This window comes from Legionella santicrucis (assembly GCF_001468135.1).
Classification (GTDB): Bacteria; Pseudomonadota; Gammaproteobacteria; order Legionellales; family Legionellaceae; genus Legionella; species Legionella santicrucis.
Window position 1 is genome coordinate 193,136 of sequence record NZ_LNYU01000054.1, and the last position, 16,633, is coordinate 209,768.

The following is a 16,633-nucleotide window of genomic DNA, read 5'->3' on the forward strand; positions in this document are numbered from 1 at the left end:
AATGGGCGAATCTGTGGAGATAAATTATGAGCGCTTATGTTAAAAATTTTGATGAACATAAAGAAATCAAATCTTCACGTGACATTTGCAAATCATTAAAACCTGTTCCCACAGCGTATATGGACAATAAACATTGTGAGCATTGCTATCCCGAAAAACGTTCTCATTTTCGAAGAAAATTTTTTAATTTATTCCATTATTTTATATTCAATCCATTTATCTATCTTTTATCTAAACTCTTTCTCCTATCAGAGCAGGATTTTTTACGATTCAATAACCTATTAAATCAGTTGGTCATTAATATTTTCCAAAAAATAAAACTATATACCAAGACTCAGACCATTGATAGGAAACAATTCAATAACAGTGTCCTTGCATTTTGGGATGAAGCACAAAAAAGAGGGCTAGAGCTGTATAATTTTAAGGAATCTAACTTGCATACTCTGTATTTTAAGTTGGTCTACAATAGGAAAAAATATTATTTCATACAGACTCCAATCTCTCTTATTTCTCAAAAAAATACACGCTTTGATGAGGATACTAAATATGATAATAAATGGAGCCTCAAGAAAAAATTATTAGATAGCCAAATTCCCTGCCCCTTAGGGAGGGTTTTTATTTCCAGCAAAAACGCCTACAACTATGGTATCTCATTGGGATTTCCTCTTGTGGTTAAGCCACTATCTGAATCTCTAAGTATTCATACTTCATGTACTATTCAAACTCCAAATGAATTAAAAGAAGCGATAAAAATAGTAAAGCAGGTTGATTTTCGCGTGCTGGTTGAAAAACACATTCCTGGTGATGTTTATCGGTCATTAATTATTAATGATTCATTAATCGCTTGTGTGAGACGACAACCTGAGAGCATTGTTGGCGATGGTGTAACTACACTTCAAGAGTTAATTGATAAAAAAAATAAAGTTACGTGGAAAGAAGGACATGGTGAATATCCCTACAAAATTACTCGAAATAGCAACTTAATGAAAATTTTGGCAGCCCAAGGAGTTGCTCTTAATACGGTAATAAACAAAGGACAACAAATCTTTATTGCCAAAAAAGTTACTATGAGTAGTGGTGCAAAAATCAGTACTGTTATCGACCTGATACATCCTGAGAATAAACTGTTATTGGAAAAAGTACATAAAATACTCAATATACCGCTTACAGGTCTTGATTTTATTTGTCAGGACATTTCTCTTCCATGGCATAAGCAACAATTTGGAATTATTGAAAATAATAGCTTCCCTTACATTGAATTACATCTCAATCCATCTGATGGGAAAGGAATTAATGTAGCAGGTAAAATTTGGGATTATGTACTCGATGTTTTAAGTCGAAGAAACGAGCAACCCAATTAATGTACATTATATATACAATTGGGTTTTTTTAACTCGGTATAATAACAGATAAGTAAATCTTTATTCGGATGAAACCATTATGAACTTGCACTGGAGTATTCTCATGAAAAAAGACAAAGAACAACATCAGCCTGTCCTTGAATCCATAACGGCAGATGAACCCAAAACCTCCTCTATAGCATTAGCTTTACAACAATTTAGAAAGGAAGCAGAAAAAAAAGAGGCTGCTGAGGAAGGTGCAAAAGTACGCTGCGGGACTTGTTTTAAAGAAATCGCACCTAAGCGCCTTTGTTCCGGACATGGCGCAGGTGGTAGCGGAGGTGATAGTGCCACCTCTGATAAGAAGACATCTGAGGAAAAAGCGAGTCCTGGTGAAGTTAAATTCCTAACTAAACCTGGCAAAGCAGTTGGGTCTGAAGATGAATTGGTAGGCGTGTTTGGTTCAGAAGAACTTGATTTAGAGTCTGGTTTTGACCCAGAAATAATTGCGGAATTGATCGCCAAAGGATTATTGCTGGTTGATAGTGATCGCGTATCAATGACTCTTTCAATTAAATTACAATGTGAACCTAGTAAATTAACTGAAGAACAAAGAGAAGAATTAAAAAAATTCATGGAAGCGATTATAAAAGAATTCAATGAATTTAAAGAAGAAAATCATCTTTCTGATGATTGCATACAAATCCTTCAAGATGAGGAGGGAAGCATATGTTCTCTTCGCATTACCATGCCCACATTAGCTTTATACGATGCATTTATTCAACAGCTAGCAAATAATTTAGTGCCCGTACCCAGTCCGAAAGCACAAGAAAGAGATGAGGTAACGAAAGAGCAAGGCCTTACTGCAAGTCCACTTTCAAGAGAACCAAGACCGTCTAATAAAAATCAACTCTCCAAACAAGAAGCTAATGAGGAGATACATAATACATCTGAGGATGGGGAACAAGAAATTTTTAACCCATCTCCTTTTAATATGAAGCCATGGTAATAGAAGTAGGTGTTTATTGATTTTTGAAAAGAACTTTAATTTCAAGGCCCCATTTTATTTCCAATAAGACAATTACGTAATTGGGAAATACCATTTCATGCTTTCTCAAGACTGAGCCCTTAAGTTTCGATATCTACAAGATCATTGAGGTCATTGGTTGCGTGTTAAACTGATACAGTGGATAGTTGATTTATAACGGATATTTCTTTTTATGGTTTTCTTATTTATCTGATTGAATGGTGTAGCTTTTTAGGCTATGATTGAAGCTTAGTTGGCTTCAACATAAAAATCATGTTTGATACTTCAATATTGTTTTCTGAATATCGGCGGCGTGTGCTGGCACTTTTATTGCTGCATCCTGATGAGCGTTATCATGTCCGAGAGATTGCGCGGTTAACGAATACCACAGCGGGTACACTTCATCGAGAACTATCCAAACTTGCTAAATCCAAAGTACTTCTGCGCGAGCAGAGCGGTAATCAAGTTTATTACCAAGCAAATCGAAATTTTCCTATTTATACGGAGCTTTCAAGCATTTTAAAGAAAACGTCTGGTTTGGTGGATGTGTTGTTTGATTTTTTAACTCCATTAGCTGAAAAAATTGAAGTAGCTTTTGTTTTTGGCTCGGTGGCCAAAGGAACCGAAAACCTTGGAAGTGATATTGATGTGCTTATTATTGGTGAGGTTGATTTTACAGAAGCAGTTGCAGCTCTTTATGCTGCCCAAGCGAGTTTAGGGAGAGAAATTAACCCCAAAATATATTCCAGGGAACAATGGAAGTCATCTTTACAAAAACAAGATCTTTTCATTCAGGAGGTTTTAAATAATCCCAAGCTATTTATTATGGGAGCTGAACATGACCTTGGATAATTTAATTGGCATCAGCCTGGAAAAAATACCACCTCACCCAGATACCATAAATCGGCTTTTGCATGCTGCTGAACGTAATATTGTGGATTCAAAAATTGACTTGGTTAGCGCGGAGAATCGCTTTGATGCTGCCTATAAAGCAATTATGCAAATAGCAAATGCAGCACTTCAATCTCATGGATATCGAACCTTGACTTCTAAACCAGGACATCATCAAACGATGATTCAGTTATTGCCTCAGACTTTAGGTATTGATAAAAAAACAGTGATTATATTGGATGCTATGCGTAAACAACGCAATATTGCAGATTATTCTGGCGATATTATTCCTGAGAGTGCAGTAATAACTTGTATTGCTCAAGCAGAAGCATTGTTAAAGGATTTTAAAAAATGGCTGAGTGTTAATGATGGAAAACAACAGTGATGTAAAGCAACAACTCAATGAATGTCTTGAGGTACTAACAAAGATTTTAGGCGCAGAGCTTTTGGGAGTTATCTTTATGGTTCTTATCTTATAGGTGGTTTGCAAAAATACAGTGACATTGATTTATTTGTTGTAACAAATCGTACCACAACGTCAAAAGAAAAGATGGAGTTGACTAACCATCTACTCCAAATATCAGGCATTTACATGAAAAGTACGAAGCCACCTATAGAAATGACCCTTGTGGAAAGGGTCGCAATTAATCCTTGGATTTATCCACCCCTTTTTGATTTCCAATATGGCGAATGGCTTCGCTCATCATTTGAAATGGGAAATTTTGAACCATGGTCTGATCGTGCAATGCCGGATCTTGCGCTGATTATCACGCAGGTCTTATTGAAGAGTCATACATTGATGGGGGAAAGCCCTAAGCAACTATTAGACCCGGTCCCATATAGCGACTTTATAAACGCGATGCTTCATGATCTTGATAGACTTTCAGCGGAACTTGAACAGGACACTCGAAATGTATTACTAACCTATGCACGGATTTGGAGTACATTAGAAACTAATGAGATTCGATCGAAACCTATAGCAGCAGATTGGGTGATTGATCGTCTACCTAAAATGTATCAGCCCGTGATGAACAGAGCGAAACACATATGCATTGGTTTGGAAGATGAATATTGGGATGATATTAATGTGCTTGTAAAACCCTGTGCTGATTTTATATTAAGTAGAATTATCGATCAAAAGTTATCAATAAATCTAAAAGATCCTTGCGCCTTAATAAGGCTAACCTAGATAGCGGGGCAGGAGATTATATTTGCCATTAGTATTATTTCAGTAAGGTTCATTCAGTCATTTCCAGGTATTCTGCTACATTGCTACACGATCATCAAATCATTCAAACCATCCAGATGAAATTATCTATGAAATCATAGAGTAATGCATTTTTTCTGTTACAAATTCGATCAATTATTTGTAGCAAAAAATTGCTACTATATTGCTACGCCATGCTACATTTCAAATGCTGAAAAAACACATCCCGAAATATACAAAAGAGGATGTCATGAGGAGTGGTCTGAGTTATCTGGTGTTGCTTATTTTTGTACGCCGCCATTTTTTGTAAAGAGTTCCTAATTTAAAATATTCTTATATAAAAAAGGAAAATGATAAAAAATGAAATAGCACGTGCATTTTATTTTTGGTTGCAATATGTAGCAAATAGTAGTGTCTATGTAGCATGGTTATTGCTACATATTTGTGGGGTATCTTGATGCAGGGATAGTGATATAATCCTTTTACACAGGCAACTTACAAGGCAATATAGATCTTTCATCAATAAGATGTAGCAAATGTAGCGATATATGGAAACCTCTCAGAGGTGATGCGCGATCAGCTAAATATTGAGTATCCATCAAAAGGGACATTGATAAACTAAGAAAAATTATTGATATCAGGATTATGAGTGAGAAAAAACATAAATTATTTAGGTTACAATAAAAATATATTCATCTTAATAATTGTATTGAGAAAAGAAAATACTATTCATTAATAGAACATGAAAGTTATCTGATAACAGAATGTAACTTAAAATTTATATGGTCAATAGCATGTCAACTAAGATTGAAACAGCTCGAATGATTTTGCGTTTAATTAACGAAGATGATTTAAAAGAGGTTGCTGAACTTAATTCTGATCCAGAAGTAAGGAAATTTTTTCCTGATGGAGTCCAAGACACAGATCAAACTGCGAAAAGAATAAAAGAATTCGTTAGTTTTTATAAAGAAAAAGGACTTCCTTGTTTTGTTATTTTTGATAATTCTTTAAAAGAGTTCATAGGACGTTGTGGATTTGGTCCAATTGAAACCGGAGAAATAGAAGTAGGTTATCTGTTGCATAAAAAATTTTGGGGGAAAGGATATGCTTCAGAGGCCTTGGAAGCACTATTGAAATGGGCTAGTACAAATATCGACTCAGAATATATTATTGCTTTTGCACCAGAAGGTCATATTGCGTCACAACGTGTTATGGAAAAGTGTGGTATGGAATATTACAAAGATGGGTATGGCCATGGTGTTATGTGCAAATTCTATCGTATGAAAAATAAATAGCATTATGCAGTACAAGAAATTGAGATTTACCAATAAGAGTTGATAGTTTATAGAACCTTATGGAATGTAAAAATATTGGATTCCTTCCTGCTAAAAGGTGGGGAAATGAAGAATAAAAATCGCAATGTAATTAAGGTATAATTTAATGGAATTAACACAGCAAAAACGGCTTCTATCGCATGTAATTTCTCCAGAAAAAATGGAACATATAATTCAAAAAATTACTGAGAGAATCAAATGCGAAGGAGATAAACCCTCGTTTTTGTTACTGAATTAATGTTTCATAAAAGAAGTAACAAAATGTCATTACAATAATAAATATGTATTTTTAAAAAATGACAAAAATTGATGTAATTACTAGTAGTTATGGGGAGTTATTCAAAAATGGCGTTTAGAATTAGGAATTTTATTGTTGGAGATGAAGTAGAAATTTATAAACTATTTCATGATGCAGTTCATTCTATTAACTCTAAAGATTATGATGAAGTGCAGCTAAATACATGGGCTCCGAAGGAAGCTGATTTGGAAAAATGGAGAGAGTCTTTAGAAAGAAATTATACTCTTGTGGCTGTAGAAGAACAAACAAACGTGATTGTTGGCTTTGCTGATTTAGAGAAAAATGGACATATTGACCGTGGATATGTTAATAAAGATTATCAAGCAAGAGGTGTTGGTCTTGCTCTTCTCAAAGCATTAGAACAAAAAGCTATTGAGTTAGGGATGAAAGAGCTATATGCGGATGTGAGCATCACGGCAAAGAAATTCTTGGAATTCAAAGGATATGTCACTGAAAAAGAACAAACTGTCTCTATAAACGGCGTAAAGTTTATTAATTATTTAATGAGGAAAAAACTATAAGCAAGTGATGGAAAAATGCAGATTCTTACCACCGCCGATGAGAGAAAAAAATATTTTTATTAATATTAATACTGACATGGTTAATTAAACTGAGATTTGATAACTTTTTACCAGGATCGGGGCCGTACCCCAACTTTAACCGATCATGTACGTAGTAGGTGTGGCGAAGTCAGAACACTTGGTGTTTCACCTCATTATAGAGGACAGGGTATTGGAAAGATCTTACTTCCCTATAGCTTAAATTATTTTTCAGATAAAAACTACCAAAACTGTTATCGGACTGTTGCGACACAAAATAATAGCGCGCTTCGTATCTATCAAAACCTTGGTTTTTCAATTGCAAAGCATTTTCAAGTTTACTGTTGGAAATTTCTTAACAATAGTTAAACCTCAGGTTTGGGGCTAGTCTAGCGAATTGTAAAAAGACCTAAAGAGAAATAGAAGTTTTTTAGTAAGTAATCGTTCATCATTGTTTATATCATCTCAACCCGAAACGCTTGATAAGAGGGTGATTCATAGGGATGAGCTTTCTTTAAGGCTGCAACAGCAGCTTTGATTTGCTCTTCAGTACAGATAATTTCTACTTTATATTCAGGCACTCTCTCAAGTTGATTGATTGTTCCAATAAAAGCATGGCTGCCAGGTAATGGCATAAACTGCCCCTCGCCTAATGTTTGCCACGCACAATGCTGATAATGATCCACACTTCCTGCCCCTGTATCAAAAATAGCATTTTTAACAATTTCTAAATGTGTTTCTGGAACACAAAAACAAAGCATGTACATGATATCACCTATGGGGAAATTAATTCTGTTTTCCAAGAGTTGCTTATCTTCGTATAACGAATTACCTCAGAAAAAGAAATGGAGCCGACTGTGTAAAAAATCCATGTTTTTGGGATGAAGCGGAAGCCAAAATAATCCTCACTCATAGGGATAGAAAGGCTTGCAAATTGATCACTCAATTCTTTTTTCCTTGTTTCCAATTGGCCTAAATCTTTAATGACAAGACCTGAAGTAGGGGCATAAGCAGAAAATCTTAATTGGCGTTCACGAGGAAGAGTTCTCCAAAAAGCTTCATTTTCTTCTTGGGAAATGGGTATTGCTGTTCCTTCTAAAATAACTTGTCGGCTCTGCATTGCAAATAAAAAATTTAAACAGGATTTAGGGTTATTTAATAATTCAGCAACCTTGCGTGTTTTTTGTTGAGTAAAAAATAATAGACTCTCGGTTTCAATTTCGCGAATGGCCACCACTCGACTATGAGGATCACCTAAGCTGCTACAAGTGCTTAAAACAGCACAGAAAGGATCCTCAATCCCTCGTTCTTTTTCCTTGTTCAACCATTCTTTTAGCATGTCAAAGGGCACAAATTTCTCCTGTTAATTGGTGTACTATGGTTAATGTATCAAGTTGAACTTATACTTTGAATGCACGAGGGTTCACTTCCACCATCGTTTTTGAACCTGATTTTACAATGCGTATTTGATTGTGTTCCACTAATAATTCAACTGCATGGTCGCGTTTTATTTTATCTCGCAACGGACTTAATTGTTGAATGGTTCGTAACGTTGTTGAACTAATATTCTTTTCAATAAACCAGCCCATAAGTTTTAGGGCATCGGAAAACTGCAAAGAAACGGTTTCGGTAGGCATAATTCGCCGTGCTTCTTGCAAATGCCAATTAATTATTTCAATAGCATTTTCGGTATGCTCTACACTAATATCCCCATCGCGTCCTTCAAAGAGATGAAAAAGTGCTGCAAGCCGCGCTGTATTTTCAGCCGCTTTTGATGCGAAATCAACGATATCGACCCACTGGCCTTGAGGTTTTAACCCTGCTTCTACCGCATTAAAAAATAAAATCCATTGTTGTTTTGCGGCCATACTCATTTTCAACAATGGAAGTTGAATACAACCTTGATGGCTTAATTGTTCTGACTGATTTAAGCAGGCAGTGACGCGTTGGTCATAATAGGTTAGAGAATGCAAAGAAGCAGGCGGTTCTTGGTAAAATCGATTTCCCATACTATTGGCAGGATAAGCCATGAGACAACGAGCTAAAAAACCGCTTTGTCGACTGATACCCGAAGCTTGCTTGGTAAGTTGTTGTAAGATAAGCGGTTGCATCATCAAGTTAAGTGTTAAGCGCCGATTTTCAATGGTAAATCCTTGCGTTGTTTTACGATGCGCGGTGAATGTCTTACCGTCCCACAAACGATTAAGCAAAGCTACAAAACGAGTCGGATTACCTTGCATGCTATGGCTACCTAAGATGATGCCTGCCTCATCAGACCAAAGGGAAGCGGAAGGCCAACCTTGAGCCAAATGAATGGCCAGTGCCTCTTGGGTCGCATCTTCAAAATAAAGAGTGGGTTGCAAAGGAATTTCCGGCTCTTGATGAATTAATTCATCAAGCATTTCTTTGGCATAATCAGAATCTTCCCCCGTATAAGTTGCACGTTTGATTTGAGAGAATAAACTATCTTTTTCCATTTGCCATACTTGATGTTGCGTTAGTGCTGATAACACTTCAGGCTCGCGCCTTTTACGAATCAATGTCTCCCAGTGACGCGCTGCTTTCGAAAAAACATTATCTGCAGCAGTTTTTCGGGTGCCAGAGCCGCTGGCAATTAAAAAATAAAGTGATACTGGACTAATTAAATAGTTGTCTCGCGCCACATTAGCAAGTGATTGGCATGATAGTGACATATTAGCCAAGGCGCTGCATGCAATCAAAGGCAGGGGTTGCTGTCCATATTGTTGATAGTCGATTACGGCTTTTCTTACAATTGGGGGAAGTGCCTCAACTGGATAAGGACAGTCAGGGGCTAAGATTGGAGAAAGTGGAATAGGTTGTCCCCATCCGACATTTTGGTGGACATTATTTTTGATCTCTAATTCATTCTGTTCAATAGTCATTGTGTTAGAAGATGAAGTTTTGGTTTCTGATTTTACCAGTAGCGTCTGTATGATGTAAAATTAGTGGCCTGGAATACAATATAGATGTCCTTTTATTATTGAGCATGAGATTTGAAGACGCTTTGATAAGTTTCTTTCCATTTTATCCTGGACAAAGTCGATTTTTTTGAGCAACCCAAACCGTTGCTTCTCCACACTCTGGGCCCCTAACGTTATGTACAAGGATTTTAAAATGGCACTCTAGAAGGATTTGAGTATATTCTTCGGAAGAAAGGGAGGCATGATATAAATCATATCCTCCATTATCACCCCAAACTTCTCCATACTCCGGTCCGGAAGTAAATATTAATAAACCATTTTGCTCCACTAAAGAGGCAAGGGATTTTAATGTTTTTCGTTGATCGTCATGAGGTAAGTGAAAGAAACTATGCCAGGCAATGACTGCATCGAATTTCTCTTGCAAATCTAAAGCCCTCATATCAGCAAGTAGCCATTTTGCATTTGGGAATCTTTTTTTGCATTGCTCAATCATTTTTTTACTTGCATCAATGCCTGTTACTTTATACCCTTGTTTCATTAAAAATTGGGCTATGGGTTCGCCCGTGCCACAGCCAACATCTAAAATAGTTCCTTTGGATGGAATCTGATTTTGTAGTAGTTCCAAATAAAATTGCTCCATTTTGAGCTCTTTATTGCGGTGACTATCAAACCACTCAGAAATTTCATCATAAATAAGGTAGACGTTGTTTTTATTTCTTTTCTTGATTGAGGGATTAGTTCGATATTTCAATTGAACAAAGCCACCGCCAATACATTTAGTTTCAATATGCTCCAGTTCGATGTCTTGTGCCAAAGGTCCAAATAACGAACGCCCAGAGCCGAGCAACACTGGTGCAATGGTTATTGTTAATTCATGTATTAAATGCGCGGCTATAAAATTCTGGACAGTTATACCGCCATCAATATAAAGATGTTTAAACCCTTCATCAGTTAAGCGCTTCACGAGCTCAATAGGTGTTTCGGAGGAGGTTGAAACATGTTTTAAATGAACAGGAATTTTTATGGGTTTGCTGCTCATCACTACAACTGGAAGCTCACCATAAGGCCAAGGATTAAATGATAATACTTTCTCAAAAGAATGCCTACCCATAATGAGTCCATCGACCGTAGATATGAACTCTTTATAACCACCATCCTCACCAGATGGCACAAGCTCATTTGCTTTGGTTAGCCAATCAATAGAACCATCATCTCTTGCAATAAAACCATTAAGACTTGTAGCAATAAAAACAGAACACTTAGCAAGCATAATCGTTTATCCTTTGTATACAGACTTATTGATTGAGTTCAGAGTCGATTCTTTTTGAAGTCAGATGAAGACTCTAGAAGTCCTAAACTTAAAGCTCCTGGAAAAACAGTATCATGATCCATATTATTTAGAACATTAAAAGCAGTGCTTAAATTCCTGTGAGGCTTGCTCATGATGGTTTCATTCAATAACTTTAAATCATCTATCATTTGGTAATCGCCTTTATTTTCTTGGTCGCCGATAATAAAGCAAACACGAGTATTTTCTTCAAGATTAAAATTTTGCTTTTTTTGAGCTGCTTTTAGCACCAAATGATTATCATACCAGAGAGAGGGGCTAACGATAATGTAACGATTAAATATTCCAGGATGGTGGACTAATAAATATACCCCAAATAATCCACCGTAAGAATGACCGACAAAAGTAGCGGTTTTATTAACTCTATATGTCTGGTGAAGATATGGAATAAGTTCTGAATGAATAAATCGATAAAATGATTCGGCACCACCCGAGTATTTTTGATATTCAGCTCCATATCCTCCTGATCCAACATAACTTGGTGTGTAATCTCTGGTTCTATTTTTCTTATACTCATTAGGATTTGCATAAGCTATCCCAACAATAATGGAGTCGTTGATTCTATTTCGGTCAGATAAATGCTCACTAATTTGTTTGGCTAATGCAAAGCTGTAATCAGCATCTAATAAGTAAATAGTTGGATAGTCTTTTTTGTTAGAATCATATTCTTTGGGGAGACTAATATATAAGTTATATTTGATTCCATTGATCTTTGAAGGAAACTCTTTGGTTAACGTATGATGTAAGCTAAATGTATTCGTGTATTTTTCCTCTAGCGGATTACTTTGTATCTTCGTCGATATGCTGGCTGCTGCCATAAGGCTTAAGGAAGATATTAAAATGAACAAGGTGAACATTTTTTTCATAAACTAGCCTCGCAAAGACTTTAAAATAAGAGCATTCATTTGTTTCTGAATTACCTCAGGCCCACGGTCACATAAATCAATATGTTTGGCTTCAGGTAGTGGAATAATTGTTATGGCTAATTGTTTTAACGACTCTTGAGAAGGCAGTACGCCTTCATCTGCCTTAGTATCATTTCCACGCAGCGATAAAATAGGTGTTAGCCCGGTACGTGGAAAAGGCATGCGCAAGCTATCCAATGATATAATTTTTTTCACAAATTGAGGATGGTTTCTTGCAAACAACATGGCAATATCACCACCATTCGAATGACCAATTAATGTCACTTTAGACAAGTTTAAACTGGGGTTGATCCGGCTAAGCTCTTTGATTACGTAAAGTATATTGGTACTTCCTCGTTCCCATAAGGGTTTGCGTCGCTCAAATAAATTGCCAGTTTGAGCTAATGGGGGATCTGATTTTAGATCATGCTGGATGCTTACAACAAAATAACCGTTTGCAGCAAGTGCATTGGCTAAGAATGAATATTCAGTATCGCGTACAGTGTATCCATGATTAATGATGGCAACGGGTAGTTTAATAATACCAGCATTTGCTTTCCCCTGTGATTCATTACTCACATAAATTTTAACTGGAATAAGTCGTTTGCGATCTTTATCATAAAATTTAATGGTCTTAGTTGAGATAAATGGATTGTTATCAGGCTCTGGATCCTGAGACCAATCAACCACTTTCCCGCGGGTAAAATCCCATCTATAAAGCCAAGAAACCCCAAAATGGGCATAGTAAGAATCAGCGGATAGATAGGCTTTATCCTGTAGTGCATCATCTAGGCTGATAAAATGATAACCGTATTCTTGGGCTATAGTTAAGAGTGATTCAATGGCTAATGAATTAACAAGATTGGCATGAAGTAGCCAAATCTGATTAATATTTCTACCAAACATTTGTTTAGATGCGCTTTCATAAAAGGCAAATTTAGCACGTGTATGTTTCAAGTAACTTTGAATGATTTTGTCTTTATTTTGAGGAAACTCATGTAATTGTTGGTTAAATTTCCAATCGTCAGTGTCTATAGTAACTGGAGCAACTAGGTATCCTTCATGTTTTAAAAACGACTCAAATTGAGAGCGAATCTTGAATGTTTCACCTGTATCAAGGTAGGGGTGCCTAAAGTAACGGTACTCTCTACCTGCACTTTGCATTAATTGTTTGGATATTTTAGAGCCATTAGTCACTTCGGCTTTAAATTGCTTGGTTGTGATGCTACTTAAGGACAGATGCGAATAAGTATGATTTCCCAAATCAAATCCGTTATCCACCCATAATTTTAGGAGATTTATTTTTTCTTGAGTTTCATTAGTGCGGTAGAGTTTCCCTTCATTCACAAATCCAATTGCAGGTACTCTATATTTGATAAGCGCATTTACTATTTGCTGATTTATTTGAGCTTGTTCCTCTATAGATTCTTCGATTGAAGCAGGTAAATCATCAAAAGTAATTGCTATTTCACTGGCGTAACCAAAAGCTTGATAGCAAAATAGGAATAGAGCTTGTGCTATTAATAAAGAAATGTTGGATTTCATGTATTATTTTTCCAATTCATTAATTAAGTAAAATAATTGATTCAGGGTCTCATTTTTCGCTCTGAAACTGGCGAAGGTTACATGTTTTTTACTATCTGCAATGTGTTTCGTAAAGGTAATCACACGACCATCTTTCTCAATCCAGCCGATGAACCATCCGTGTTGTAGTGATAGTTTTTGGCTTTTGTCTTTTGTTAACTGTCGACCATTCCCTGTTTTTCCATACAGTTTCCAACCACCCGCTAATTCTTGAATATATAGAATGTCTTTAGTCATAGTGAAAGCTTTGGGATTCACGGATAGTTTTTTATTGACTATTTTTTGCAGAAACTGAATTTGCTCACTTGGTGAGATGGCAAGCGAGCTTGATAGCCAGGAATGGGTTAATCCATTATTCTGACCTTTGTCGCCGGAAATATCCTGATTGCCATAGTGAAATGCATCAACATAATTCTTAAATCGAGTCATACCTAATTGTTGTGTTAGAACTTGTGAATACCAAACACAGGAATCTCTTATCCAGGTACGTGGATTATGAGGATATTTCCAAACATTAAGATAAAGTTCATATTCTTTTTTGTACGGCCATTCCGGATTGAGTGTGTCTTTTAATATTCCTGAATCAAAACCCATAAGACTCAAAGCAATTTTAAAGGTTGATTCTGGCGCAAAACGCTTATTGCAATCTTTACCCTCGTGCTTTAGCACAGTTTGATTTTCCTGTACCAAAAAGCAAGTACTTTGGGCCCAAATAGTTCCGCAATAAAATAGTGTCAACCATAGAAGTACGCTTAGTTTCTTCATAACAACTCCAACATCATGTGAATTTATATCGATATGGGTACGAGCTACACTGCTGTACCCACAGGTGATTTATAGCGTGGTATTACTTAGGCTATTTAGAGCAACCTTACGAAATACTGGAGCAGCCAATTCTCCACCGGAGGTTAAAGTCTTACCATTTTTTCTTGAATGACCGTCTTCTATTACAACCACCATGGCATAACGTGGCGCATCAACCGGTACAAAACCTGCAAACAAGGCAATATGCTCGCCTTCTGCAACATTAATATTTTCTGTAACAGTTCCTGTTTTACCCGCGACATGAACACCAGGAATCGCAGCAAGTTTTCCTGTGCCATTTATAACAACGTTCTCGAGGATATGATTTATTGAATTGGTTGTTGCTGCTGAAATGATAGGAGCCTCTTCTCCTTTGAATGGACGTCCAAAGTTTGCAAGAATGGCGTAGGATTTTGTTAATGAATCAATTGTGACCGGTATATTCTCCCCAAGAGAAACCATTGCAAGTTGCAAGTCATCACTTTGATTTGCTTGCCACCAAGTATTAATATCAAAACCAAATTCAGTGAGTTTTTTACGAATTACAGGTAGTCCAGTTTCTTGGGCGACTTTAATCATGCATACATTACTTGATCTTGCAACCGCTTGGGTCAATGAAGTAGGGCCTTGACTTACATAGTAATCTGTAAATGTTTTACCTTCTACGGAGTAAGGTGAGCGACAATCATATTTTTTGGTTTCAGAACTATTCCCAGCATCAATTGCTGCCGCCGCAATAAACGGTTTTATCGTAGAGCCAGGTGAAAAAACACGTGATTTCCAGCTATTCTGATTTTCATCATTACCGGACTCAGCAAAGGCAATGAGATTACCAGTTTGTGCATTGACGATTGCAATAACCCCCGATTTTGCATGATAGTTTTTTACCGCCATTTTAATTTCTTGCGCGGCAATTTGTTGCATTTTAGGATCTAAATGAGAGGTATCGATTTCTTGTGCCTTAGAACCGGTCAATGAACCGACTGCTGAATAGGCGACACAGATTGGTGCCAAAATAGAAACCCCCATAAATCCAACTGCTAACCATAATGATTTAGATGGTTTAAGTGGATAAGCTGATAACATTGAAATTCTCCTGATGATAAAAGTACAGTCTTCATTGTCTTTGCCCAAGGCCATACCTACCGTGCATGCAATTTCTAGGTCTGATGACAGAGAACATTGAGACACTGTCTGCACTACATGAAACAGACAGCTGCCATAGTCATGTGCCGAAATTTTTGGCTGGCCAACCAATACTTCATCACATGAACATTCTTGTAATTCGCTTAAAATACGACCCCATCGAATAACACCTGGATTACCCCAGAAAAGAATGCGCAGGGCTTCAATAAAATAGGCCCATAGACAATCACCATTACGATGATGTTGGCCCTCATGAGCAATGGCAATCTTCACATTTTTGGAGGAAGAAAATAGGGATACGGGTAATACGATATAAGCTTTGTTAAATAAAACGACGGAGAAAGGAATATGACAACGTCGAGAAACTTTAATGACCAATTTACCGGAAGTTCGATATGGAATTGCTTCAGCTAATAGTGCTCTTAAACTGCCCAAACTCAACAATACTTTATAACTGCGAAATAAGACGAGCAAACAAAATACGATATAAAAAATATGAAAATAACTCGTATTGCTTATTGAAAAAGAGGTTGCTGATTCAGGAGTCTCTTGGGAGTGTTTAGACTTTAAAATAGGTTGATTCACATACTCTTGCAAAGCATCAATGGATGCATAGTGATGCCGCTCCAATTTTTGATTGGTTTTAATACAATGAACCATTAATGGAGAAATCACACAGCTAATTAATAAAAAGCGAGCCAATTTGAGTTTAAATGATGGCTGATTTGAGAGCCAACGACCGCCAATAAACCATGAACTGACTAAAAGCAAGCAATGAATGCTCAATAAAATTTCCAGGAATAACATAATCATGCCTCTATTTTTTGTTCAGAGGTTACTAATTGTTTTAGTGCTTCCTCAATTGCTTGAATGTCATCATGTTGTAGCTTTTTGGCCATCAAGAGTCTTTGCACCAGTGCTACAGGTTCACCATCAAAAACATTAGTGACCATATGCTCAATGCACGTGCTTTCGTACTCAGCCTTGGTAACAATTGGGAGAAAAACATGGGCATAAGTATTTTTTTGGCATCCCAAAAATCCTTTTTGTTCAAGTACTTTTACTACAGTTGCCACAGTGGTATAAGCTAAAGGTCTTTCTTTGGGCAAATGTGAAACAATATCTTTAATGGTTACTTTATTAAGGCTCCAAATAATATTCATTAATTCAAGCTCTACCTCTGTAAGGAGGCGATCATGAGCAAAAGTGTTTTCCCCTCTTTTTATTGACATTTTTTCTCCAGAAACTAAGTAAAACATAATCTACTA

Annotated in this window: 17 protein-coding genes; 8 read left to right on the forward strand and 9 right to left on the reverse strand. The window is 36.6% G+C overall.

Features of this window, described 5'->3' with window-relative positions; all coding sequences use genetic code 11:
- Positions 1–26 precede the first annotated feature (26 nt).
- The 8 genes from Lsan_RS12060 (at position 27) to Lsan_RS23555 (ending at position 7,005) form a co-directional block, all read left to right on the forward strand.
- Entirely contained in the window at positions 27–1,361 is a 1,335-nt protein-coding gene (locus Lsan_RS12060; protein WP_014845062.1) for a hypothetical protein, read from the forward strand.
- A gap of 103 nt (positions 1,362–1,464) precedes the next feature.
- Entirely contained in the window at positions 1,465–2,349 is an 885-nt protein-coding gene (locus Lsan_RS12065) for a hypothetical protein (RefSeq protein ID WP_014845063.1), read from the forward strand.
- A 291-nt stretch (positions 2,350–2,640) separates the two neighbouring features.
- Positions 2,641–3,219, forward strand: coding sequence for a nucleotidyltransferase domain-containing protein (locus Lsan_RS12070; protein WP_014845064.1), 579 nt, complete (start codon positions 2,641–2,643; stop codon positions 3,217–3,219).
- The gene (locus tag Lsan_RS12075) at positions 3,206–3,643 is read left to right on the forward strand and encodes a DNA-binding protein (RefSeq protein WP_019350461.1); all 438 of its coding nucleotides are present in this window, start codon (positions 3,206–3,208) and stop codon (positions 3,641–3,643) included. Before Lsan_RS12070 ends, Lsan_RS12075 begins: the two co-directional genes overlap by 14 nt.
- Before the next feature lie 207 nt (positions 3,644–3,850).
- Positions 3,851–4,447, forward strand: coding sequence for an aminoglycoside adenylyltransferase domain-containing protein (locus tag Lsan_RS12080; RefSeq protein WP_019350459.1), 597 nt, complete (start codon positions 3,851–3,853; stop codon positions 4,445–4,447).
- Between the two features lie 812 nt (positions 4,448–5,259).
- Positions 5,260–5,760: a GNAT family N-acetyltransferase gene (locus Lsan_RS12085; RefSeq protein WP_014845068.1), complete on the forward strand. Its 501-nt coding sequence runs from the start codon at positions 5,260–5,262 to the stop codon at positions 5,758–5,760.
- A 384-nt stretch (positions 5,761–6,144) separates the two neighbouring features.
- Complete coding sequence (locus Lsan_RS12090) at positions 6,145–6,618, forward strand: GNAT family N-acetyltransferase (protein WP_014845069.1); 474 nt, start codon at positions 6,145–6,147, stop codon at positions 6,616–6,618.
- 96 nt (positions 6,619–6,714) lie between these two features.
- Positions 6,715–7,005, forward strand: a complete 291-nt coding sequence (locus Lsan_RS23555) for a GNAT family N-acetyltransferase (RefSeq protein ID WP_076547508.1) — start codon at positions 6,715–6,717, stop codon at positions 7,003–7,005.
- 86 nt (positions 7,006–7,091) lie between these two features.
- Here the strand turns inward: Lsan_RS23555 and Lsan_RS12095 are convergent, their stop codons facing one another.
- From Lsan_RS12095 to Lsan_RS12140, 9 genes are all read right to left on the reverse strand, one after another.
- Positions 7,092–7,403, reverse strand: coding sequence for a YqfO family protein (locus Lsan_RS12095; RefSeq protein ID WP_019350456.1), 312 nt, complete (start codon positions 7,401–7,403; stop codon positions 7,092–7,094).
- Between the two features lie 8 nt (positions 7,404–7,411).
- Positions 7,412–7,987 (reverse strand): pyridoxamine 5'-phosphate oxidase family protein, encoded by a 576-nt coding sequence (locus Lsan_RS12100; protein ID WP_014845071.1) that lies wholly within the window; start codon positions 7,985–7,987, stop codon positions 7,412–7,414.
- Between the two features lie 49 nt (positions 7,988–8,036).
- A complete protein-coding gene (locus Lsan_RS12105; protein WP_014845072.1) occupies positions 8,037–9,539 on the reverse strand; it encodes a YfjI family protein in 1,503 nt (500 codons plus the stop codon).
- A 142-nt stretch (positions 9,540–9,681) separates the two neighbouring features.
- Entirely contained in the window at positions 9,682–10,848 is a 1,167-nt protein-coding gene (locus Lsan_RS21605) for a methyltransferase domain-containing protein (protein ID WP_014845073.1), read from the reverse strand.
- 38 nt (positions 10,849–10,886) lie between these two features.
- Complete coding sequence (locus tag Lsan_RS12120; RefSeq protein ID WP_014845074.1) at positions 10,887–11,792, reverse strand: alpha/beta hydrolase; 906 nt, start codon at positions 11,790–11,792, stop codon at positions 10,887–10,889.
- A gap of 3 nt (positions 11,793–11,795) precedes the next feature.
- Positions 11,796–13,376: an alpha/beta fold hydrolase gene (locus tag Lsan_RS12125; protein ID WP_014845075.1), complete on the reverse strand. Its 1,581-nt coding sequence runs from the start codon at positions 13,374–13,376 to the stop codon at positions 11,796–11,798.
- 3 nt (positions 13,377–13,379) lie between these two features.
- Entirely contained in the window at positions 13,380–14,180 is an 801-nt protein-coding gene (locus Lsan_RS12130; RefSeq protein WP_014845076.1) for an oxacillin-hydrolyzing class D beta-lactamase OXA-29, read from the reverse strand.
- Positions 14,181–14,249: 69 nt separating this feature from the next.
- Entirely contained in the window at positions 14,250–16,172 is a 1,923-nt protein-coding gene (locus Lsan_RS12135) for a M56 family metallopeptidase (protein ID WP_019350454.1), read from the reverse strand.
- Positions 16,173–16,174: 2 nt separating this feature from the next.
- Complete coding sequence (locus Lsan_RS12140; RefSeq protein WP_014845078.1) at positions 16,175–16,597, reverse strand: BlaI/MecI/CopY family transcriptional regulator; 423 nt, start codon at positions 16,595–16,597, stop codon at positions 16,175–16,177.
- Between the last annotated feature and the right edge of the window lie 36 nt (positions 16,598–16,633).

Coding starts and splice junctions, on each gene's coding strand:
- Lsan_RS12085 (WP_014845068.1), top strand. CDS start 5,260: ATGTCAACTAAGATTGAAACAGCTCGAATGATTTTGCGTTTAATTAAC.
- Lsan_RS12095 (WP_019350456.1), bottom strand. CDS start 7,403: ATGTACATGCTTTGTTTTTGTGTTCCAGAAACACATTTAGAAATTGTT.
- Lsan_RS12065 (WP_014845063.1), top strand. CDS start 1,465: ATGAAAAAAGACAAAGAACAACATCAGCCTGTCCTTGAATCCATAACG.
- Lsan_RS12130 (WP_014845076.1), bottom strand. CDS start 14,180: ATGAAGAAACTAAGCGTACTTCTATGGTTGACACTATTTTATTGCGGA.
- Lsan_RS12070 (WP_014845064.1), top strand. CDS start 2,641: ATGTTTGATACTTCAATATTGTTTTCTGAATATCGGCGGCGTGTGCTG.
- Lsan_RS12120 (WP_014845074.1), bottom strand. CDS start 11,792: ATGAAAAAAATGTTCACCTTGTTCATTTTAATATCTTCCTTAAGCCTT.
- Lsan_RS12105 (WP_014845072.1), bottom strand. CDS start 9,539: ATGACTATTGAACAGAATGAATTAGAGATCAAAAATAATGTCCACCAA.
- Lsan_RS12140 (WP_014845078.1), bottom strand. CDS start 16,597: ATGTCAATAAAAAGAGGGGAAAACACTTTTGCTCATGATCGCCTCCTT.
- Lsan_RS12090 (WP_014845069.1), top strand. CDS start 6,145: ATGGCGTTTAGAATTAGGAATTTTATTGTTGGAGATGAAGTAGAAATT.
- Lsan_RS12060 (WP_014845062.1), top strand. CDS start 27: ATGAGCGCTTATGTTAAAAATTTTGATGAACATAAAGAAATCAAATCT.
- Lsan_RS12075 (WP_019350461.1), top strand. CDS start 3,206: ATGACCTTGGATAATTTAATTGGCATCAGCCTGGAAAAAATACCACCT.
- Lsan_RS21605 (WP_014845073.1), bottom strand. CDS start 10,848: ATGCTTGCTAAGTGTTCTGTTTTTATTGCTACAAGTCTTAATGGTTTT.
- Lsan_RS12125 (WP_014845075.1), bottom strand. CDS start 13,376: ATGAAATCCAACATTTCTTTATTAATAGCACAAGCTCTATTCCTATTT.
- Lsan_RS12080 (WP_019350459.1), top strand. CDS start 3,851: ATGAAAAGTACGAAGCCACCTATAGAAATGACCCTTGTGGAAAGGGTC.
- Lsan_RS12135 (WP_019350454.1), bottom strand. CDS start 16,172: ATGTTATTCCTGGAAATTTTATTGAGCATTCATTGCTTGCTTTTAGTC.